Raw genomic sequence first — 21,136 nt, forward strand, 5'->3', positions numbered from 1 at the left:
TTATATTAATCTTTCAGTTATTGTACACAGGTGCTTTTCTTTTTCAGCTGCTCTTAAACTGACAGCTGTTTTTGTGAAATAGCGGTGGCTTTTCAGAAAGCTTACCTGCTGCTTATCCCACTCCTGTTCCGTTTTCAGTTTATGGGTTATTTCAAGTTCCGAAAATAACCTTTTACTAAGGATAAAAAAATCATTCCGGCCTAAATAATCCAAATCGGCATCACAAATAATTTCGCCAAGCTTGTTATGCGGTTTCTGGGGTATTTTGGTGGCCATAATGATATCGCAAACAACGGCTATTTCGGCATCTGTATAATTAAAGGCCGGCAGGTATTCGCGGGCTATTTTACAGGAGTTGCTTTCATGATCATCCTGTCCGCACAAAAAACCCGAGTCATGAAACAAGGCGGCTGTAAGCAACAAAGTAGTTTCTGCTAAATCGATACCCTCGCCCAATGCTAAATGTTTAGCAGCGTTGTATACATCCTGCGCATGAGTCGCATTATGGTAGTAAAAATGTACCGGGAGTTCGCGTTTTATTTTATCCAGGATAAATTCCCCGGCCTTATCAATCTGCATTGGTTATAAATTGGCTGCTAATATAATAAAATGTGTTACCAGGCAAATTTCAAAACGGCATAATTACATGCCGCTGAGTTTTTGTTTCGCCCGATGGTATACACATGCATCTGTTATACGTGTAAAAAACTATATTAGCTACATGAATGATTGGTTCAAAAACTACAAGGGCATCATATTGCTGATGGCGGGTATCATTGTTGGCAGTATTGCCGGCATTTTTTTAGGCGATAAGGTAAGTATTATTAAACCCATAGGCGATATTTTCCTGAACCTGTTATTCACCGCTGTGGTACCATTGGTTTTTTTCGCCATTGCATCGGCCATAGCCGGACTTGATGCCACAAACAAGCTTGGTAAACTATTGGGTATAACCTCGCTGGTATTTGTGGGCACGGTGCTGGTAGCGGCCATGGTGACTATTATAGCCATATGGATCTTCCCCATCCATCAGCATTTAGTGGCCAACCCTATTACCGAAGCTATCGACAAAAAACCCTTAGGCGACCAACTCACCAACCTATTCACTACCAGCGAGTTTTACCAGCTGTTATCGCGCAAAAGCATGATGGCCATGATCATATTTTCGGTACTGATAGGCTTTGCCGCCCTTAACGCCGGCGAAAAAGGCACTGCTTTTACCCGCTTTTTGCATAGCGGTAACGAAGTATTTAAAAACATTTTTATCCTGATCATGAAACTGGGGCCTATTGGGTTGGGGGCTTATTTTGCTTACCAGGTGGGCGTATTCGGTCCGCAGCTATTTGGGGGGTACGCCAGATCGATGGCTTTGTACTATGGTGTGGGCGCGTTTTATTTTGTTGTCCTATTTAGCCTTTACGCTTTTATAGCAGGTGGCGTAAGCGCGGTAAAAAGGTACTGGAAAAATAACATTATCCCATCGGCAACGGCAGTAGGCACCTGTAGCAGTATTGCAACCATCCCGGCAAATTTAGATGCCGCAAAAAAAATGGGTATCCGCGATGTTATTGCCAACGTAACCATCCCACTTGGCGGCACCCTGCACAAGGACGGATCGAGCATATCATCCATCGTAAAAATGGCGGTGGTGTTTGCCTTGTTTGGCAAAAGCTTCAATAATGTAGAAACCGTTGTAGTGGCGCTGGCTTTAACCGTACTGGTAAGCCTGGTTGAAGGCGGCATACCCAATGGCGGTTATATAGGCGAATTGTTGTTTATATCAGCCTACGGTTTTCCGCCCGAGGCTTTACCCCCGGCGATGATCATCGGCACACTGGTTGATCCCATGGCTACCCTGCTGAATGCGACAGGCGATACCGTGGCCGCCATGCTGATCTCCCGTTTTGTAGATGGAAAGAATTGGATGGGACCTGAACCGCCAAAGGAGTTGAGAGAAATTTAGGTTTTACGACGAATTGTATGGTTACCGATTTTCAAATACTTTACCGGCGTGTTTTAATTTCACCCGCAACTACCGGCATACATGAGCAGCAAACCGGGCAGTTTTAAAATGTAAGATACCCGATTTTTCGGGTTGCTTTTTCTTGATTTCTTTTGCAAATTTTTCATTTTATTTTTGTGTTAATAAATGCAAGTTTTGTTTCAATAAATAGCGCATTTGTTACCGAAAAGTTTGGATTAATTACCTTATTTTTACCTATTTGTGCATGAATAAAGAGCGGTTTTTAAATATAAAAAGAAGCGTGTAAATTTGTACTGTTTCCCCACAAATAAAACAGTTTCTATGTTGTTTTCTACCGCATCGAAATGGTGTAATTCGCTTGAGTTTGTGTGAATTTTCTTTATCAATTTTGCCCACACACTTCACGTCAACAGATTCATTATATTTGCTAAACATCTATCTGCCATGCTACACATACTATATATCATAGCCATTATTGCCGAAGCCATGACCGCTGCCCTATCTGCCGGGCGCCGGGATATGGATTGGATAGGCGTTTGCATCATTGCCTGGGTTACTGCCTTAGGCGGCGGCACGGTGCGCAATATCCTGTTTAACCACTACCCCATGAGCTGGGTTGAGCATCCGGAATACCTGCTGATAACTGCCGGCGCAGCGATATTGGCAGCCGTTATAGCCCGATTGATGACCAAAATGAAAACGCTTTTCCTGTACCTTGATGCGCTGGGGTTGGTGGTATTTACCATTATAGGCTGCCAGATAGCGCAGCAAATAAACCTGCCTGCCACTATTGTATTATTAAGCGGCATGATAACGGGCTGCGCCGGCGGCGTACTGCGCGATGTTCTTTGTAACGAAGTACCGCTACTATTCCGCAAGGAGATTTATGCAAGTGCATCAATAGTTACCGGGGCTGTTTACTTAGGAGTTGAATATTTAGGCGCCAGTGATGCGGTTGCCATTATAATAGCTTGTATTATTGGGCTGGCGTTACGCCTGCTATCCATCAAATACAATTGGCAAATGCCTAAATTTGTTTATAGAGAAGAGTGGCATTGAGCTTACTTGAGACAGCTATCAATTGTAATTATGAACGGCCAAATCTTGTGAGTTCTGAAGAGGAAACGACGATAAAAACCATGTCATTGTAAATTATTGATTATCAATAGCTAACTACCGTCATTGCACGAAGCAATCCCTTATCTGCTAAATCCCACATAGTTCGGGATTGCTTCGTACCTCGCAATGACGGTAGTTCATATTTTTTTTCCAGGTTCTATCTGGTGGGCAATCACGTAATGAAAAAAGCCTTGCGAAGTTTTAAAAAACTTCGCAAGGCTGATATTTGATAACTAAATCCACTATCGTTCCCCCTTCAGGGGGTTAGGGGGCCTACTCGTTGGATAAGGAGTAAGGCACATCGCTATCCTTCACCCCTCTTGTTTTATTAGGTGCAGGGGCCATATTAAAGTTGATGGTGGCGCCTTTCAGCAATTCCTTGTGGCTTAACCAGTTTAAATCATAAGGGTTGCCGTTTACACTCATGGTATTGATGTACCTGTTGGCGTAATTATTATTGGCGGCATTGATGGTTACGGTCTTGCCGTTCTCGAGTTTTAAGGTGATCTTTTTAAACAAAGGCGCACCCAGTACATATTGGTCGCTGGCCGGCGTTACCGGGTAAAAGCCCATGGCCGAGAATACATACCAGGCAGATGTTTGGCCATTATCTTCATCGCCGCAATAGCCATCGGGGGTAGCTTTGTAAAGTTTATTCATTACATCGCGTACATGCAGCTGGGTTTTCCATGGTTCGCCTGCATAATTGTACAGGTAAATCATATGCTGTATCGGCTGATTACCATGTGCGTACTGCCCCATATTCACAATCTGCATCTCGCGAATTTCGTGAATGGTTTCTCCGTAGTAACTGTCGTCAAATATAGGCGGCAGCGTAAACACAGAATCGAGCTTGTTTACAAATTGCTTTTTGCCGCCCATCAGGTTTATCAACCCCTGAATATCGTGGAATACGCTCCAGCTGTAATGCCAGCTATTGCCCTCGGTAAAAGCATCGCCCCATTTAAACGGACTAAAAGGCGTTTCAAAGGAACCATCCTTGTTTTTGCCACGCATTAACCCGGTTGATGGATCAAACAGGTTTTTATAGTTCATACTGCGCTTTTTGTACACTTCGGTTTCAGAAGCAGGTTTGCCTAAGGCTTTACCTAATTTATAAATGGTGAAATCATCATAAGCATACTCCAGGGTACGGGCTGCGTTTTCGTTTATCTTAACATCATATGGTACATAGCCTAATGTGTTGTAGTATTCCACCCCTTCGCGGCCGGTTGCAGCGGGGCCTTTGTTATTGGCGCCATGTACAAGGGCCTCGTACAGTTTTTCGATATCATAACCTTTGCCGCCTTTTAAGTACGCTTCGGATACTACAGATGCGGAGTTGTTGCCTATCATTACAGCAGAGTATCCGGGGCTCGACCATTCGGGCAGCCAGCCGCCTTCTTTATAATCATTAATCAAACCTTCCTGCATCTCTTTATTGATAGACGGATAAACCAGGTTCAGGAACGGATACAGTGCTCTGAAGGTATCCCAAAAGCCGGTACCGGCAAACTTATAACCGGGAAATACTTTACCTGTTGATGCGCTGTAGTGTACAATATTTCCTTTCTCGTCTATCTCATACAATTTATTCGGGAAGAAAACCATCCGGTACATACAGGAGTAAAAAGTACGTGTCTGGTCGATGGTGCCACCTTCCACAGTTAAGCGGCTAAGGGTTTTATTCCAAACGTCTTTTGCTTTTTGTCTGGTTACATCAAAGCTGTCGTTACCTACTTCCCTTTTCAAATTCAGTTCGGCCTGCTCAATGCTGATGAACGACGAAGCTACGCGCAGATGTACTTTCTCGCCATGGGTAGTTGTAAACCCTATTAAAGCGCTGGCATGCTCGGCTTTCAGTTCCAGTCCGTTGCTTAAAGTAGTGTCGCTGTAGGTTTGCGCAATAGTGATGGGCTTATCTACATAAATAACAAAATAGTTTTTAAAGTTTTTCAAGGGGCCACGGGCGTATTTGGTAGAGTAACCTACTATCCTTTTCTCGCCGGGAATAATCTTTACAAACGATCCTTTGTTCAGCGCGTCTATCACAATAAATGAGCTGTCTGTTTTGGGATAAGTAAACCTGAACTGGGCTGCCCTCTCTGTTGGTGTAATCTCGGTAGTTACATCATGATCGGCCAGGTAAACGCTGTAGTAATATGGTTTGGCCGTTTCGGCTTTGTGCGAAAACCAGCTTGCCCTGCCGTTTTGCGATACTTTTAAATGTTTGGTTACCGGCATTATAGCAAACTGCCCGTAATCATTCATCCATGGCGATGGCTGGTGGGTTTGCTTAAAGCCACGTATCTTATGGGCATCGTAAGTATAAGCCCATCCATCGCCCATTACACCGGTTTGGGGTGTCCAGAAGTTCATCCCCCAGGGGAGCGCAATTGCCGGATAAGTGTTACCGTTGGATAGGTCGTAATGCGAGTCGGTACCCATCAGTGGGTTAATATATTCAACCGGGTCGGTAACCTTGGTTACCTGTTGTGCTATGGCACAGGTGGCAGCCATTAATAATGAACCAATAAGTACAATGCTTTTCTTCATTCGGGCGACATTTAATATTTTTCAATTTACCTGTAAATATAAAAGACCAGCTGCAATGGCCGGTCTTTTATATTTAATTTTTGGCCTCACCTAAATCCTATCCAAAGGAGAGGACTAAAAAAATTCAAATCAAGAACCCTCTCCTTTGGAGAGGGCAGGGTGAGGCTTCTATTTTACCACCCGGTATTTTGGGTGAGTTTACTATTTGTACTTATCTCACGTTGCGGAATAGGCCATAAATAGTACTGCGCTTTCATGGTTACTCCCTGTTCATTGGCAGTAGATGTTGCATCGCCAAAAGAGTCTGTAGCCACTTTATATATCATGTGGGTGCGTTGAATATCAAAGTAAGCTTTATTTTCATAAGCCAGCTCATGATAACGTTCGCGCCAGATAGCAGTACGGAAATCATCTTTACTTAAACCGCTCAACGCAGGCAATAAAGCACGCGCCCTTATTTTGTTAATCTGGGCATAAGCTGCAGCCGTTGGACCACTTACCTCGTTAGTGGCTTCGCAATAAATCAGCATAGCTTCCGGTAAACGCAAAAATGTCCAGTTTTCATCAGCTGCGGAGTTACCTATATTTTCGCTTTCCTTGTGGAAATACTTATACAACGCATGCACTCCAAAGTTGATGGTTTGCGTTGGATCGTTGTGGTTAGGATAGCTTGAAAAGTAAAACTGTCTTTCCTGTTTACGCAAATCGGCATTGTCATAGCTATTAAAGAAACCGTTTGTTGGTATCATCGCTCCAAGGTGATCGCCATAGGCGCCTACCTGAAGGTTAAATGGTAAAGTTAATTGCGGAATAGCATTGGTAACTACACCTACCTGATATTGCGACTGAAAAATCAACTCGCCCTGGTTTTTGTGAGCGTTATCATGCAAATAGTCATACTTATCAAACAGGGTATAATCGCTTAACACCGGTAGTACCTCGGCAGCGGCCAGCGCATAGTTTTCTGTTTTCTTTAACGGGAAACCGGCTGTAGTTAAATAAACACTGGCCAGCAAAGTACGTACAGCTCCTAATGACACCTTGCCAGTTTGGTCAGTTTCGGGCAAGCCAGATGCTTCCGCGGCTTTTAAATCACTGATGATCTGATCGTAAACAGCTGCTGTGGCGGTACGCGCAGGATATAAATCGGGACTGGTAATGGTAACGGGCGTAACTATTAACGGCACATCGCCATACAGCCTAACCAGGTGATAGTAAAAAAACGCTCTTAAAAAATAGGCTTCACCCATAGTCGTTTTTTTATCAGCGTCAGCCATCGATCCTATTTTGGGGATTTCGGTTAGCGCAATATTGGCGTTTGAAATAGCATTGTAGCTATTTGACCATACATCTTCAAAACCCGGGTTTACAGCATCTGTACGGTTATTAATTACGTTATTGTTATTAACACTTTGTCCAAGTGATGTGGTGTGGCCTGCAAATAACTCCAAAGTAATAAAGGGGCTTTCACCGTAAGCATCTCCATTTAAAAACAAATAAAGCTTTTGGTAAATACCTGTAACAAATGTATGGGCCTGTGATGCATTTGTAAAATAATTGCTTTTTACAAAATTGCCTTTGTCTTTTTCAACAAGGTCTTTTTTGCAACTGCCAACCAGGATAACAAGAATTAGCAATACGCAGCTAATTCGATATTTTTTTAAGTTAAACTTCATAATTGTATGTGTTAACGTTTAAATTAGAAACTAACATTTAAGCCAAGCAGGAAGGTTCTTGGTTTTGGATAATCATAAAACTGGATGTTTTGTGTAAAGTTGCTTGAAGTATTGTACGTAGACACTTCCGGATCATAACCAGTGTATTTGGTTATTACAAAAAGATTTTGCGCCTGCGCGTACACCCTTAGCCTGCTCAGTTTTATTTTCGAAATCATGTTGGTTGGGAAGGTATAACCAAGCGTTACAGCCCTACCGCGTATAAAATTACCGCTTTCAACTTTTGTTGAATAGATTTCGGTTTGGTAGCGTACAAAGGCGGGCCTGTCTTCGGCAATGCTGGTATTTTGGTTTGTAGGTGTCCAGGCATTTAATACAGTTGCATAGCTGTTTGCCTGCCCGGTACGGTCCTGGCCCGAATGACGTGTCAGGTTCATGATCTGGTTTCCGTAGTTAAATTGCAGGTCGACACCCAAATCAATGTTTTTATAACGGAAAGTATTGCTCAGCGTACCGTAACCGTCGGGAATTGATTTACCAAGGATCACCTTATCGGCTGACGAAACTTTACCGTCTCCGTTGGTATCCTGTATTTTCAAGTCGCCGGGCAGCAAGCCATACTTAGCTGCTTCAGTGGCTTCTGCTGTACCCCAGGTACCTAAAACCTTGTATCCGTAAAAGCTACCTGCAGGTAACCCTACCCTCATCAGGTTAAATTGAGAAAGAAAAGTTGGGGCCAAAAAGATATCATCATTAGACGCACCCAATTGCAATATCTTATTTTTAAGGAATGATATATTGAAACTGGTATTCCAGCTAAAATCCTGCGATTTGATGTTTTGTGTATTGATAGTTAACTCCAACCCTTTATTTTGCAGCCTGCCAATGTTTTTATAAACACTGGTAAAACCACTTGTTTCCGGTAACGGCGCATTAAGCAGTAAAGCCTTGGTTTTCTTCAAATACGCATCGGCCTCAATATTAATACGGTTATTGAACAGGCCCAATGAAACGCCAAGATCATACTCGGCTGTCTTCTCCCACGAAAGGTCATCGTTGCCTATTGTAGTTTGCTGTGTTCCGATAGCTTGCTTACCGCCGAATACATAATTCACAGTATTGATGTTAGCCAATGACCGATATTCGCCAATTTCGGAGTTACCTGTTAAACCGTAGCTTACTCTGAACTTAAGATCGGATATAGTTTTATTATCCTTTAAGAAATCTTCCTGGGATGCACGCCAGGCGAAAGCCGCAGAAGGGAAAAAACCATTTTTAACATTTGTACCAAAACGTGATGAACCATCCTCACGACCTGTTATTGTTAACAGGTACTTTTCTTTATAGTTATAATTAACACGGCCAAAAAAGGAATTCATTTGCCATGCATCATAGTTTGACGATGGTATACCCGGTATTGAACCTGCACCAAGGTTGTAGTACTGATAATAATTATCAGACAAGCCACTTGTACTGGCTCCAAACCCGGTTTGCTGGAAGTTTTGTTTTTCCTGGCCAACAACAACATTTAAAGTATGTACTTTATTAAATGTTTTGTTGTAGGTTAAGTGGTTTTCCCACTGCCAAAAAGTATTGTTGGCTTCGCTGATTGACGCTGAACTGTTTGCCTGGTCGGCAGTTGCACCGCCTACCAAACCGCTTTGAAAATGCGGGTTGTAATTGGCTCCCGTAGTAACACCTAAAGTACTCCTAAACTCAAGCCCCGGCAAAATATTAAGGTTTAAATATCCGTTGCCACTAAATATCCGTTTCCGGTAAATAGCCTGAACTTCATTTGCCTGGGCAACAGGATTATCGCCACCTTCCATGTTAGGATAATCGGTACGTTTGCCGTAACTGCCATCGGGATATTTAATAGGTATAATGGGTATCATTTCTATCAACATACGCGGTATGTTGTTACCGCCTGTACCGTCATCAGCAGTACGTTGGTCCTGCGCGTTATAGTTTAAGGTGGCACCTACTTTTAGCCATGGTTTTATCTGGTTATCAAAGGTTAAACGGGCATTGTAGCGTTTTAAATAGCTGTTTAAAATAATACCTTCATCATCAGCGTAGTTTAAAAAGAAACCATAGTTAATCTTATCGGTACCTCCTGTAAATGTAAGGTTATGGTTCTGGCTAACCGGTGTACGGGTAGTGGCCTTTTGCCAGTCAACATCATATAACGGCTTCAGGTTCGAATCAAACAGTTTGCCAATAAGCTTCGTTCTTATCTTTACAGGGTCGTCATCTACATAATTACCTGCGGCCCAGCCAACCGGGTCATATTTTTTAATATTGGCGTACGACTGATCTTCGACGGCTAAAAACTGCGCCGAGTTAAGTACCGGAATTTCTTTAGCCATGTGGCTTACACTCAGGTAACTATCATAGCTAACAGTACCTTCGCCTTTTTTGCCACGTTTAGTGGTTACCAAAATAACGCCATTAGCGCCACGTGTACCGTAAATAGCGGTTGACGACGCATCTTTCAACACATCAACCGATTCGATATCGTTAGGATTTATGGAGTTTCCACCTTCAGTCCAAACTACTCCATCAACCACATATAATGGGTCGGTATTGGTATTAATTGAACTATAGCCACGTATGCGCACCTTGGTTGCGCCACCCGGAGCACCTGAATTAGCCGAAACGTTTACACCGGCAATTTTCCCGGCAAGCTCCTGCTCAAGGTTGGTTTGCGGCCTTTCCTGTAAGCCTTTTGCACTTACACTACCTACCGAACCTGTTAAATCGACACGTTTTTGGGTACCATAACCAACCACAACAACTTCACTTAGCGCTTTTTGCGACTCGGTCATGATTACGTTTAATACAGTTTTACCAGCTACCGCAACTTCCTGTGTATTGTAACCAACAAAGCTAAAAACCAATGTGGCATTGGTTGGAGCAGTTAAATTAAACTTGCCATTTACATCTGTTTGAGTACCAACGTCGGTACCTTTAATCCGGATGCTAACACCCGGCAAAGGCCCTTTACTATCTGATACGGTGCCTGATATTTTTATGTCTGCCACTGTTGCTCCCGGAAAATCTTTCTTTTTAACAACGATTGTCTCCTGGAAAATTTTGTACGTTAAAGGCTGATCTTTAAAAGCCTGGTCAAGCGCCTGCTCCAAAGAAACCCCTGCAACCTCGATGTTAATTGCAGTTGCCTTAGCTACATCCTGCTTCTCATACATGAAATGATAACCGGTTTGTTTTTCGATAGAACGTAGTACTTTTTCGACACTGGCGTTTTTTTGGTGCAGGGTAACAACCTGGCTGTAAGTTTTGGCACTTACGTTGGTAAGTACCGCCACCATAATAATAACTGTTAGCTTCATAGCTAAAATTATTTTGGATAATTGAGGCCATACCAAAGGCGTGGCCTTAGAATTAAAATTCATAAGTTTGTAGAGTTTGGGTTAAACATTAACTTTCAATTCGTCGATTGCATTTTTTTGGGGCCCAGATGCTTAGCCGGGAAAGTACTGCGAATACTTCCCGGTTTTTTATTGGTTATATTTTGGCACCGGCATCATTATTTTTTACATGGCGATAAGCCATTTTGCCATGCAAGCCCCGCCCGGGCTAACTTATATTTGGTATTTCTTCCATCATAGCTTTTTTAAAAAGTGAGTAATTGGTTGTTGATTAGTTGTATATAAATTGGTTATTAATTGAGGCTGATTATTTACGGCAGCACTGTTATATGTTTGTCTTCGATTTTAAAGTTAACGCCCATATATTTTAGCATTCCCATCAGTTCAGACGCCTTTACATTACGCGAAATACGCCCGGTAAATTCCTTTTCGGGTATTTTGCCCACAAAGCTCACCTGCACATCGTACCAGCGGGCGGCCTGCCTCATGATGGTTTCTATACCCGCGTCTCTGAACTGGAAGATGCCCTCCTTCCAGGCTACCGCATCGTCGGCATCTGCTTCATCTGTTATTTTTATAGGCCCGTTTTGCCTAAGTACCGCTTGCTGGCCGGGTTTTAAAAGACCGCTAAATTGTTTGTTGCTGATTTTTACAGATCCTTCTAATAACGTTGTCTTCATAGCGTCTTCATCATTATAAGCCATAATGTTAAAATGGGTACCCAGTACTTCAACAACGGTATTATTTACCTTTACTTTAAATGGCATTTTCGCATTTTTGGCCACCTCAAAATAAGCCTCGCCGGTAATCTCAACCTCCCTGGTTGCGCCCTTAAATACAGCAGGGAAGCTTAACGACGATGCAGAGTTTAACCAAACCTTACTTCCATCGTTCAATACCAGCTGATACTGCCCTCCGCGTGGGGTAGATACCGTGTTTATAGCAGCAGGCGCATCAGCGCTTTCATTTTTGCCAGCCTCATAAACCAACTGCCCATCATGTGTTTTTTTTACATGTGCAGTACCTTCGTTAGCCAGCAAACCATTTTTTGCGCTATCCAGCGTTATAGTTTTACCGTTGGCAAGGGTAAGCACTGCCTTGTTGCCACCGGGCAAAACATCATGCGCTGGCACAGCCTTTAACCTGGCCTGGGCCCGTTTATTTGCTGCATTTTTGTGTTGATTGATTAACACATAAGCACCAAAGCCAACAAACACCATCATAGCGGCTGCCACACCAACTTTTAGCCATAACTGGTTTTTGTTTGGTGGCCTTATAGGATGTATACTATCCGGAGGCGATTTACTTTGAAGAATGCCATTGAGCATATCCATACTTTTTGCGGCATCAAAAAGTGGTTCATCTGCCTGGAGGGTATTCCAGGCTTCATGAATAAGTGCAGTAAGCTCCGCATCATTGGCAGATGAGTTGATGATTTCAAACAATTCATCCCGCTCCTGCTGCGTAGCAGTTTGATGGTAATAACTATTAAACAGGTAGTTAAGCCTTGCATTAAATGCACTCATACAGGTAGATGTTAATTCATATTATAAATTGGTAAATGCCGAGTTTGGGGTTAACTCACACATAAGACAATAAATGCGATAAAAAAGGGGCTATCGCTTTTGAAAAAAAATAAAAAAAGTTTTTATTGCCAGCAAAGCAACGGGATATGCATCCAAATGGCTCCGCACATAATCGGTTATAGAGGTGGTGGCTATCTGAAGATACTTTTTTACTGTTTCGCGGGAGAGTTTAAGCTGATCGGCAATTTCGTTATACTTCAAACGATTGTGCCTGCTTAGCAAATACACTTTTTGCTGTTGCGATGGTAGGTGATCTATTGCTTCATCCAATAAGTTGTAGTACAGATTATCCTGCTGATCGGCTGTTATCAAACCAAGACTTTCTTCTTCCAGTTTTTTTGCCTGTACTTTTTCTTTCGCCAGCTTTTTGAGGCAATTAAGGGCATGATTTTTTGATATAACAAACAGGTAAGCCTTAAAGTCTTCTACTTGCGCCAGGGTTTCGCGCGCCATCCATATTTTCAAAAAAACATCCTGTACAACTTCTTCGGCCAGCTCCATTGAGCTGGTGATGCGATGGATATGAACACCCAATTGCTGATGGTGCATAACAAACAAACGGCGAAAAGCATGTTCATCCCCTTCCGCTACCTGTAATAGCAAATCCTTGTCATGATGTTGCGGCGTTGCCCTTGTAAGCAATTCCGGCTCATGGTTATAAGCAATATCCAACATAGGTAAACGTATAGTAGTGGCAAATAATGGTTAATTAAAATGCAATAAAAATCACTTAGGTTAAAACACTACTACAACTACGAAATTGCGAAATAGTTTATACTTTTTTATCAACTAAATGCATTTAGTTGATATTATTTTGGATTAAGATGTATTTACAGCTGGCTGTCAGCATCATGATGAGTAAGTTTATTTTCGATCCTTTTATCAGGAATAAACCAAATACCAGCTACTAAAACATATAGCGCCATGGCACCGCTTGCACTAAACCATGATAAACAAATGGCTACTGCATATAAAATAACCGATATTTTACCCTTCCAGTCTTCGCCAAAGGCCTGTGCCAGCAAAGAGTGTTCGCCGTGGTGGCGAACCAGGTTTTTTACCAGGATTGAATAGGCTATGCCATTCATCAGCAATACAAACCCGTAACACATTACAGGCCATTTGGCAAAATGATTTTCGCCCATCCACCCGGTTACAAACGGGATTAACGATAACCAAAACAGCAAATGCAAGTTGGCCCACAGCGTTTTGCCATTTATTGATTTAACGGCCTGTAGGGTATGGTGATGGTTGTTCCAATAAATACCTACATAAACAAAACTTAACACATAGGTCATAAAAACAGGAACAAGCGGCTTTAACGCCTCAATATTATCGCCATGGGGTACCTTCATCTCCAACACCATAATAGTGATAATAATGGCAATAACGCCATCGCTGAAAGCCTCTAACCTGCCTTTACCTAATGCCATTTTATAATTTATACAGCTAAAAGTAAGCTATTTTTTTGTACCGAATGCCTGGTAACGCTGCATAGCCTCGATGAAATAGTAATCGGCGTATGTCAAAGGCACATCAATTTCTGTCCCGGCAGGGAAATGGCCAACGCTGTGCTGCAAAATAAAACCGCCATTGGTACCCGCGGCGGCCATATAAGGCGGCGCCGAAAGTGTTTTCAATATCGTTTGCGCCACATTAAAATATTGTTGCCCCTGTTTGGCATCGCTATACCTGCATAATTCAAGCAGGGCCGATGCCATAACCGACGCAGCCGAGGCATCTTTTAAAGCATTGGGAATGTTGCTGGCATTATAATCCCAGTATGGAATTTTATCGGCCGGCAAATTGGGGTTAGTCAATATAAAATGAGCGATGTTTTGCGCCTGGTCAAGATATTTTTTATCATGCGTTTCGCGGTACATAACGGTATAGCCATACAAGCCCCATGATTGGCCCCTTGCCCATGCCGATTCATTAGCGAAGCCCTGGGCAGTTTTCTTTTCTTTTACCGCGCCTGTTTGGGCATCATAATTTATAACGTGATACGAGCTAAAATCGGGCCTGAAATGATTTTTCATGGTGGTGTTGGCGTGGGTAACCGCTATTTTATAGTAGCTGGAATCTCCTGTTTCACGGGTTGCCCAGAAAAGCAGCTCAAGATTCATCATGTTATCGATAATCACCAGGTAATCGCCGGGTTTTGAATCCCAGGATTTAATACAGCCTACCGCAGGGTTAAACCTGGTTGATAGTGATTTGGCGCTATTAATTAATATTTGCTTGTATTCCGGTTTGGGCTCAATTTTGTTGGCATTTCCAAAACTGCAATACATCATAAAACCCAAATCATGGGTGTGGGTATTAAACTGCTCTTTAGCTAAAACCCCCATAATACGGTTAGCTTCGGTAAGCAGCTGTTTATCTTTTGTTTCCTGGTACAAAAGCAACAGGCTGCCCGAATAAAAGCCACTGCACCACCAGCCCGAGTTGCTGTTTTCCTGTTTGTCGTTATCAGGGTGGTAAGTTTTGGGGAATTCCTCCGGCCCTATTTTTGTTGCCAACAACTTATATTGGGCATCAGCCGCTATAAAGTTTTTTTTAATGGCGGTTAAAATATCTTTTTGCGGTTTAAAAGCCGATTGGGCATCACTAAAAAAAGTTATTGCGGTTAAACAAACAGTACATGCAAGAGCTGGCAATATTTTTAATTTCATAGGTATTTTTTGGCTGGCAATAAAGTTGCAAATTTTGGTTGGAATTTGCCAACATAAACCGATGGCTTTATTAACCCGCCCCATATTTATACGCTACCTTAAAAAATCGAGCACCAGCTTTTCCATTAGCGCAGGCTGCCGGTAAAAAATAATATGGTCGGCATTGGGGATGATGGCTAATTGTGCGTGCGGCAACAGTTTGTATACACGCACAAAGCTTTCTATCGAATTATACTGATCCCTGTCGCCGGCAGTTACCATTACCGGGCAAGTGATATGTTTCATCTCCTCATCGGTAAAAGCCACCTGGTTAACCCATGCCTGCTTCAATAGTTCTACAAATTCACCCCAGCGTTGTGGTTCGGGCATTAGTTTTTTCCGGTCGTTCACAAATCCGGGATCATCTTTCTCCAGCGAGCTGCCGCTTAGTTTTTTAAGCTCTTCCATTTCGCCGGGGCGGTAACTTGCCGCCGAGATATTTCCGCCTGCAAATACCATTTTTTTCACCAGGCCCGGGTAATGGATAACCAGGTCCATTGCCTGCACAGCACCATCGCTAAAGCCTAAAAGTAAAATGCTATCCCTGGTTACATGGCGGATAATGGCATAAGCATCTTCGGCCATCAGGTGGTAGGTGTAAGGCTTGTGCCCTATTTCGGATTTAGCGTGGCCGCGGGTGCCTATGGCTATAACCATAAATTGTTTAGCTAATGCAGGGATCAGCTTTCCATATTCAGAGATATCGCCATAAAGGCCACCGTGAAGCAAAACCAACGGCTTACCGCTGCCGTAAACTTCATAGTAAATCCTGGTACTATCTTTCATTTTCAGATAATTACCTGCGCCTGGGTTATTACCGTATTCGATGGTTTGCGCCATTGCCGAAGAGCCAAAAAGCATCACCATCAACATTATATTCTTCATAACTATTCGAGTGTTTTTATTGTTAAATTTCGGTAAGCGCCTATAGATGAATTACCATGCCAGTAACCAACCGAGCCACTTTTTAGGGAAGGATCAAGCGAGGTGTAAACCATGGCAGGTTTAGCAGCATTGTTCACATACACTTCCAGTTTGCGCCCTGTAACTATCACTTTAACATGAAACCAGCCGTTAGCGGGCAATATGGCGCTGGCTTGGTATTTATCGGCCTCATAATCCCACCAGTTAAATTCGGCCTTTTTTTCGGGCATATACTGGATGGCATTGATGGTGGCTGACGACAGTGGCCTGAAATATACAGTTTCGTAATGATGAGCGTCTTTGATCCTGAAGGCAAGGCCGATATAACCATTTCCTTTGCCTGCAAATGCCAGATCGAACTCGATAATACCATCCTTAAAAATTAGCTTTTTAGGATAAGCCAGGCTGGCCGATTTGTAATTATCTATCTTCCGTTTTATCAGCAGCGCTTTTTTACCCTGGTAACTGCCAAATTCATAGTCAAGGGTATCATTTTTAGGAATGTCCCATTCTTTCGGGTTAATGGGCGGTATATTCTGGACCTTATACTTTGGCTGGGCATTTACCTTAATTACTGCAAGAAGAGCAAATAGTATCAATAGCTTTTTCATGTTTTGACGTTTTATAGGTTTGATATTTTATTGTTTGATAACGAGGTTGGCAAAATCGCCGGGCAAACTATCATTCCACAATCCGATGAGGCCGTGTTGCCGGTCATTCAGTTTTTTAACGCTGAGCGATGGTTGGGCTGAGTGATTTACATAAACCACAATTTCATCAGCTTTTACCACAATATGAGCGTGAAACCACGAGGTAGCCAGCGGTAATGGGTTAACGGCATTTTCGTACACAAGCGGATGATCTGCCCGCAGTTTATCCCAGGAAAAATTTGGCTGACTGATGTACTGCACGGCATGCTTACGCCTAAGCGTATCTGGCGACTGAAAATTAAAAGGCCGGAAATAAATGGCGTCATAAGTAACGGTATCAATCCCATGAAAAGCAATGCCCAAAAAACTTTGCTGAAAAACGTCTTTACCCCTAAGATCAACGTCAATTGTCCCGGTGGTAAAGTCTATGTCTTTAAGCCAAACGATCCCTGTAAGCGAAATCCCCTTCCTGGTGCCGTCGGTAATTTTGCTTAATTTTTTTGCGGACGATGTTATCGGCGTCTCCTGTTTTAACAGACTATTCAAATCATAGGCTCCCTTTTGCTGCGCACAGGCATCGGCGCAAAAAAACATGGTTATTAAAAAGAGGCTAAATAAAATATTGTTCTTCATGGTTTTAGATTTTAACTTTAGCAAAACTTGCAAATAGCATTCAGAATTAAGCACAACAGGCGTTTCAATCCTGTTCAAGTTTGTTCAAGCCGTTTTTTGCAGGCTTTAATACCGCGTCATCGCCTGAAAATTGATGGAAAAAGAAAAACAACTGCTTTTATTATGCTGCCAGCTTATTGAACGCTCGTTAAACTGGGGCGATAACAGCATTTGGAGTAATGACGATTTTGAGCAATTGAGCAAACTGATTTTCGAAAAAACAAAAGTCAGGCTCAGTATTTCTACCCTAAAACGCATTTGGGGTAAAGTGCGTTATGATAGCTACCCAACAGCCGCAACGCTGAATGCCCTGGCCCGTTTCCTGGATTATGAAAGCTGGCGCGATTTCAGGCAACAACACCAGGTTAATGGCGTGGTTGAACAAAACGAGCAAGCCATTGCCATTGAACAAATACCGGTACCCGCTGCCGCCTCCAAAAACAGGTACAAATATTGGTGGCTAACCGTTATTCCCTTGCTTTTGCTTGCCGCGTTTTATTTTGCCAGTATTAACAGAAAAAAAACGCCGGATTTATCGACCGTAAAATTCAGCAGTAAAAAGACATCTGACGACCTCCCCAATTCTGTGGTTTTCAACTATGATGCATCCGCTTTTCATTCGGATAGTGTTTATATTCAGCAATCATGGGACCCACGACGACGCGAACTTGTGCCCGGCAATGGTAAACAGCATACCTCCATTTATTATACCCCCGGCCATTTTATAGCAAAACTGGTGGTAAACAACCGGATAGTTAAACAATCTGTTGTTTTTATAAAAACCAAAGGATGGGTAGGCATTGTAGATCATCAGCCTGTGCCGGTATACCTGTCGTCTGCCGAAATAAAGGGCAATGGCTATATGGGTATTACAGATAGCCTGATGCAACAAAAACTGGGCACACCTGTGTTTAATGATACCTGGTTAAAATTTTCCAACGTGCGTGAATTCCCGGGCATCCGGGCCGATAATTTCACGATGGAATGCACGCTGCGCAATACAGCAACACCGGGCCAATCGGTTTGCCGCAAAGCCGATTTAACCATTTTGGGCGATGGCATGGCCATTGTGATACCTATTGTAAACAAAGGATGCATTGCCAATATGGGCGTTTTAACCGGCCAATATTGGATTGGCGGCAATGACCATGACCTGAGCGCCTTTGGCTGCGATTTCAGGCAATATCAAACCTTAAAATGCAGTGTTAATAACCATCGCTTAAAAATTTATCTCAACAATAAACAAATCATGGATGTTGAACAAAAGCGCAGCATTGGCCGTATTGTAGGCCTGCGTTTTGAATTTGAAGGTCCCGGCCAGGTAAAACATTACAAGCTGGAAACGCCCGGTGCAATGGTATATGAAGAGAGCTTTTAGAGCTCATGACGTCAATTCTACCTTCTGGTTAAAATCCTCATAGCTTAGTTTCCCTTTTCGCAGTTGGCTGATGTATTTAAAAACGCTTAGTTTATCTAACTCCTGTTTATAACGCTCGCGGTCATGATCTGTTGCCAGGTTGCCCTGTAGTTTTAAGCGGATAGATGTGCGGGAGATATCCTCCTCCAATTTATCTATCGGGCAATTACGAAGATCATCAAAGTTACTGCGGGGGAAAAGGATACGGTCCATTGGGTTTTTGCTTCCTTAAATTTAAAGGCCGGGCATCAACATCAATTTAACTGTATGTTATTTAATTGTTATTGATAAGGGACAAAAAACAGCTTTTAAACAACCGCCACCCGTATTTACTTTTTCACCTCATATGTATTATTCCCCCTATTTACATCGGGATAGAGCTTATCCGGATCGATGGTTACTTTAGTTACCGCTGCTTTTTTGTTGCCGGTAAAACTGTAGCTGCCTGTATATTCCCAAATCTCTACCGGGAACTCGCGGTGCTCTGTCGAGCCATCGGCGTAGGTGAGTTGGACCACCAACGGCATAGCGGCCTTTTCCAGGTTTTCGATAGTGATCTGTGCCCTGACATTTGCCGGGTTTTCTACTTTAGCTACCCCTTGATCAAGACGGTAATTTTCTAAAAACATCGATTTCCAGAACCAGGTAAGGTCCTCGCCTACCGAGCTGTCCATACTCCTGAAAAAGTCCCAGGGTGTAGGGTGCTTGTAGGCCCAATCGCTGATATACTTGCGGAAAGCTTTATCAAACCTTTCGGGGCCAACTACCTGCTTGCGCAGCAAGGTTAGCACATAAGCTACCTTTTGGTACTGAACCGGGAAAACCATATCGCCGGGTATGGCATCGGGCCGGGTAATGATGGGGACAACCCTTTCTGAAAAAAGCGTATCAACCGGGCTGTATATCTCGGCATAGCCCTTAAACTCGCCATTATTAAAATCTTTTACAGCCAGGTTATCAATAAATGTATTAAAGCCTTCATCCATCCAGGCGTATTTACGCTCGTTGCCACCCACTACCATCGGGAACCAGGTATGGCCCAATTCGTGATTTACCACCATAAAATAAGCATTGCCGGTATCCCTGGCCGAACAAAACACCATCCCGGGGTACTCCATGCCATCCAGGTTGGATGCCACATTTACCGCCTTATTATATGGGTAAGTAAACCACTTTTCAGAAAAATGCTGCAACGTGAATTTGATATACTCCGACGACCGTTTCCAGCTGTCTTTTTTGTCGGATTCAACCGGGTACAGTGAACTTCCCAACACTTTTTTACCTCCGGCTACCGGAAAGCTAAAGGCTTCCCAAATAAACGCCTTCGAGGCCGTCCACGCAAAATCGCGTGTATTATCCATCCTGTATTTCCAGGTACAGGTAGCTTTTACAGGCCGCGACGAGGCTTCCGTAACTTCTTTGGCCGGGCGGATAAATACCGGTGTCTCGCTTTGTTTAGCCGCCAGCCAGCGTTTAAGCTGTAGAGGGGTTAATACCTCTTCGGGATTCAGCAGATCGCCCGAGCCCTCTACAATATAGCCCGAGGGCACGGTAATGTTCACGTTAAAATTGCCGTATTCCAGGTAAAACTCACCGTTACCCAGGTAAGGCAGCGTATTCCAGCCTTCCACATCATCCAGTACGCACATCCTCGGGTACCATTGGGCAACCGCGTAAATGTTGCCGTTTTTGGTCGGCAGGATATCGGTACGGTTAACCAGGAAATCGGCATTTTTATAGTTTTGAGGGAAGTTGTAACGGTACTGAACGCTGAAGGTTACTTTTTGCCCGCTTTTTAAGGGCTGCGGCAATGTTACTTCCATCCGGGTATCGTAAATGCTATATCTAATATCGCCAGTAATTGCGCCGTCCTTCAGCTTTACTGCCTGTATATCGTATCCCCCATCGGCGGTTTCTTCTTCCGGGTTTTTATAAAGGAATAATTTTGATTTTATGCCCCTTGAATCTTTTTTAAAAACATTTTGCTCCAGCTGCAACCATAATGACGATAGCGCTTTGAGGCTGTTGTTGGTATAAGTTATGGTGACGGTTCCGCTAACCACGTTCTTCTGATCATCCAGGGCTACATCTATCACATAATCGGCTTGGTTTTGCCAGTATGCTGGCCCGGGTTCGCCGGTAGCGGTTCGGGATTCGTTACCGGGAGGCAACAGCGGTAAGGCTGGGAATAATGCCGATGGCTGATAGCGCGATTGCCCGAAGGATTGGCAAACCGCTAAAACGATTAATGTGAAGGGGATGAAAAACCTGACCAGACGTTTATCTGGAGAAACAGTTTTATTATTTTGCATATGCTGCAATATAATAATTAATGGCTTTGGCTAATGTGGTTAAGATGGATAGAAATTATCCTTTTTGGCCTGCGCTGGCCCAACCTAAGGCAAGAATATGCATAGTTTGAATTTTTCATGTATCGTTCTCGCCC

16 protein-coding genes are annotated in these 21,136 nt (G+C 43.1%); 3 read left to right on the forward strand and 13 right to left on the reverse strand.

Annotated features, from left to right (window positions below):
• Entirely contained in the window at positions 1-579 is a 579-nt protein-coding gene (locus tag FSB76_RS02525) for an HD domain-containing protein (RefSeq protein WP_147052030.1), read from the reverse strand.
• Between the two features lie 142 nt (positions 580-721).
• On the opposite strand from FSB76_RS02525, the gene FSB76_RS02530 reads away from it, so the two are divergent.
• Positions 722-1,963 (forward strand): dicarboxylate/amino acid:cation symporter, encoded by a 1,242-nt coding sequence (locus FSB76_RS02530; protein ID WP_147052031.1) that lies wholly within the window; start codon positions 722-724, stop codon positions 1,961-1,963.
• A gap of 465 nt (positions 1,964-2,428) precedes the next feature.
• Positions 2,429-3,043 (forward strand): trimeric intracellular cation channel family protein, encoded by a 615-nt coding sequence (locus FSB76_RS02535; RefSeq protein ID WP_147052032.1) that lies wholly within the window; start codon positions 2,429-2,431, stop codon positions 3,041-3,043.
• 333 nt (positions 3,044-3,376) lie between these two features.
• On the opposite strand, the gene FSB76_RS02540 is transcribed toward FSB76_RS02535, so the two are convergent.
• The 10 genes from FSB76_RS02540 to FSB76_RS02585 all read right to left on the reverse strand — a co-directional run bounded on the left by FSB76_RS02540 (position 3,377) and on the right by FSB76_RS02585 (position 17,234).
• A complete protein-coding gene (locus tag FSB76_RS02540) occupies positions 3,377-5,659 on the reverse strand; it encodes a GH92 family glycosyl hydrolase (protein WP_147052033.1) in 2,283 nt (760 codons plus the stop codon).
• A gap of 173 nt (positions 5,660-5,832) precedes the next feature.
• Complete coding sequence (locus FSB76_RS02545) at positions 5,833-7,335, reverse strand: RagB/SusD family nutrient uptake outer membrane protein (protein ID WP_147052034.1); 1,503 nt, start codon at positions 7,333-7,335, stop codon at positions 5,833-5,835.
• A 23-nt stretch (positions 7,336-7,358) separates the two neighbouring features.
• Positions 7,359-10,688 (reverse strand): TonB-dependent receptor, encoded by a 3,330-nt coding sequence (locus tag FSB76_RS02550; RefSeq protein WP_225976397.1) that lies wholly within the window; start codon positions 10,686-10,688, stop codon positions 7,359-7,361.
• 350 nt (positions 10,689-11,038) lie between these two features.
• A complete protein-coding gene (locus tag FSB76_RS02555) occupies positions 11,039-12,253 on the reverse strand; it encodes a FecR family protein (RefSeq protein ID WP_147052035.1) in 1,215 nt (404 codons plus the stop codon).
• Between the two features lie 90 nt (positions 12,254-12,343).
• The gene (locus tag FSB76_RS02560; protein WP_147052036.1) at positions 12,344-12,988 is read right to left on the reverse strand and encodes a sigma-70 family RNA polymerase sigma factor; all 645 of its coding nucleotides are present in this window, start codon (positions 12,986-12,988) and stop codon (positions 12,344-12,346) included.
• A gap of 155 nt (positions 12,989-13,143) precedes the next feature.
• Entirely contained in the window at positions 13,144-13,746 is a 603-nt protein-coding gene (locus FSB76_RS02565; RefSeq protein WP_147052037.1) for a TMEM175 family protein, read from the reverse strand.
• 27 nt (positions 13,747-13,773) lie between these two features.
• A complete protein-coding gene (locus FSB76_RS02570) occupies positions 13,774-14,988 on the reverse strand; it encodes a glycoside hydrolase family 88 protein (protein WP_147052038.1) in 1,215 nt (404 codons plus the stop codon).
• Positions 14,989-15,081: 93 nt separating this feature from the next.
• Positions 15,082-15,912 (reverse strand): alpha/beta fold hydrolase, encoded by an 831-nt coding sequence (locus tag FSB76_RS02575; protein ID WP_147052039.1) that lies wholly within the window; start codon positions 15,910-15,912, stop codon positions 15,082-15,084.
• A 2-nt stretch (positions 15,913-15,914) separates the two neighbouring features.
• Positions 15,915-16,562, reverse strand: coding sequence for a LamG domain-containing protein (locus FSB76_RS02580; RefSeq protein ID WP_147052040.1), 648 nt, complete (start codon positions 16,560-16,562; stop codon positions 15,915-15,917).
• Positions 16,563-16,589: 27 nt separating this feature from the next.
• The gene (locus FSB76_RS02585) at positions 16,590-17,234 is read right to left on the reverse strand and encodes a hypothetical protein (protein WP_147052041.1); all 645 of its coding nucleotides are present in this window, start codon (positions 17,232-17,234) and stop codon (positions 16,590-16,592) included.
• Positions 17,235-17,367: 133 nt separating this feature from the next.
• Between FSB76_RS02585 and FSB76_RS02590 the strand changes: the two genes are divergently transcribed.
• On the forward strand, positions 17,368-18,651 hold the full coding sequence (locus FSB76_RS02590) for a hypothetical protein (RefSeq protein WP_147052042.1): 1,284 nt from the start codon (positions 17,368-17,370) through the stop codon (positions 18,649-18,651).
• Between the two features lie 3 nt (positions 18,652-18,654).
• On the opposite strand, the gene FSB76_RS02595 is transcribed toward FSB76_RS02590, so the two are convergent.
• Positions 18,655-18,903 carry a hypothetical protein gene (locus FSB76_RS02595; protein WP_147052043.1) on the reverse strand — a complete coding sequence of 83 codons (249 nt, stop codon included), beginning with the start codon at positions 18,901-18,903 and terminating at the stop codon, positions 18,655-18,657.
• A gap of 116 nt (positions 18,904-19,019) precedes the next feature.
• Positions 19,020-21,002 carry a M1 family metallopeptidase gene (locus FSB76_RS02600; protein ID WP_147052044.1) on the reverse strand — a complete coding sequence of 661 codons (1,983 nt, stop codon included), beginning with the start codon at positions 21,000-21,002 and terminating at the stop codon, positions 19,020-19,022.
• Between the last annotated feature and the right edge of the window lie 134 nt (positions 21,003-21,136).

Origin of the sequence: Mucilaginibacter ginsenosidivorax (genome assembly GCF_007971525.1) — a bacterium.
GTDB lineage: Bacteria > Bacteroidota > Bacteroidia > Sphingobacteriales > Sphingobacteriaceae > Mucilaginibacter > Mucilaginibacter ginsenosidivorax.

Excerpts from the sequence above, each read along its gene's own strand:
- FSB76_RS02585 (WP_147052041.1), bottom strand. The coding sequence starts at position 17,234 with ATGAAGAACAATATTTTATTTAGCCTCTTTTTAATAACCATGTTTTTT.
- FSB76_RS02570 (WP_147052038.1), bottom strand. The coding sequence starts at position 14,988 with ATGAAATTAAAAATATTGCCAGCTCTTGCATGTACTGTTTGTTTAACC.
- FSB76_RS02600 (WP_147052044.1), bottom strand. The coding sequence starts at position 21,002 with ATGCAAAATAATAAAACTGTTTCTCCAGATAAACGTCTGGTCAGGTTT.
- FSB76_RS02590 (WP_147052042.1), top strand. The coding sequence starts at position 17,368 with ATGGAAAAAGAAAAACAACTGCTTTTATTATGCTGCCAGCTTATTGAA.
- FSB76_RS02545 (WP_147052034.1), bottom strand. The coding sequence starts at position 7,335 with ATGAAGTTTAACTTAAAAAAATATCGAATTAGCTGCGTATTGCTAATT.
- FSB76_RS02525 (WP_147052030.1), bottom strand. The coding sequence starts at position 579 with ATGCAGATTGATAAGGCCGGGGAATTTATCCTGGATAAAATAAAACGC.
- FSB76_RS02565 (WP_147052037.1), bottom strand. The coding sequence starts at position 13,746 with ATGGCATTAGGTAAAGGCAGGTTAGAGGCTTTCAGCGATGGCGTTATT.
- FSB76_RS02560 (WP_147052036.1), bottom strand. The coding sequence starts at position 12,988 with ATGTTGGATATTGCTTATAACCATGAGCCGGAATTGCTTACAAGGGCA.
- FSB76_RS02550 (WP_225976397.1), bottom strand. The coding sequence starts at position 10,688 with ATGAAGCTAACAGTTATTATTATGGTGGCGGTACTTACCAACGTAAGT.
- FSB76_RS02540 (WP_147052033.1), bottom strand. The coding sequence starts at position 5,659 with ATGAAGAAAAGCATTGTACTTATTGGTTCATTATTAATGGCTGCCACC.
- FSB76_RS02575 (WP_147052039.1), bottom strand. The coding sequence starts at position 15,912 with ATGAAGAATATAATGTTGATGGTGATGCTTTTTGGCTCTTCGGCAATG.
- FSB76_RS02530 (WP_147052031.1), top strand. The coding sequence starts at position 722 with ATGAATGATTGGTTCAAAAACTACAAGGGCATCATATTGCTGATGGCG.
- FSB76_RS02580 (WP_147052040.1), bottom strand. The coding sequence starts at position 16,562 with ATGAAAAAGCTATTGATACTATTTGCTCTTCTTGCAGTAATTAAGGTA.
- FSB76_RS02555 (WP_147052035.1), bottom strand. The coding sequence starts at position 12,253 with ATGAGTGCATTTAATGCAAGGCTTAACTACCTGTTTAATAGTTATTAC.
- FSB76_RS02535 (WP_147052032.1), top strand. The coding sequence starts at position 2,429 with ATGCTACACATACTATATATCATAGCCATTATTGCCGAAGCCATGACC.
- FSB76_RS02595 (WP_147052043.1), bottom strand. The coding sequence starts at position 18,903 with ATGGACCGTATCCTTTTCCCCCGCAGTAACTTTGATGATCTTCGTAAT.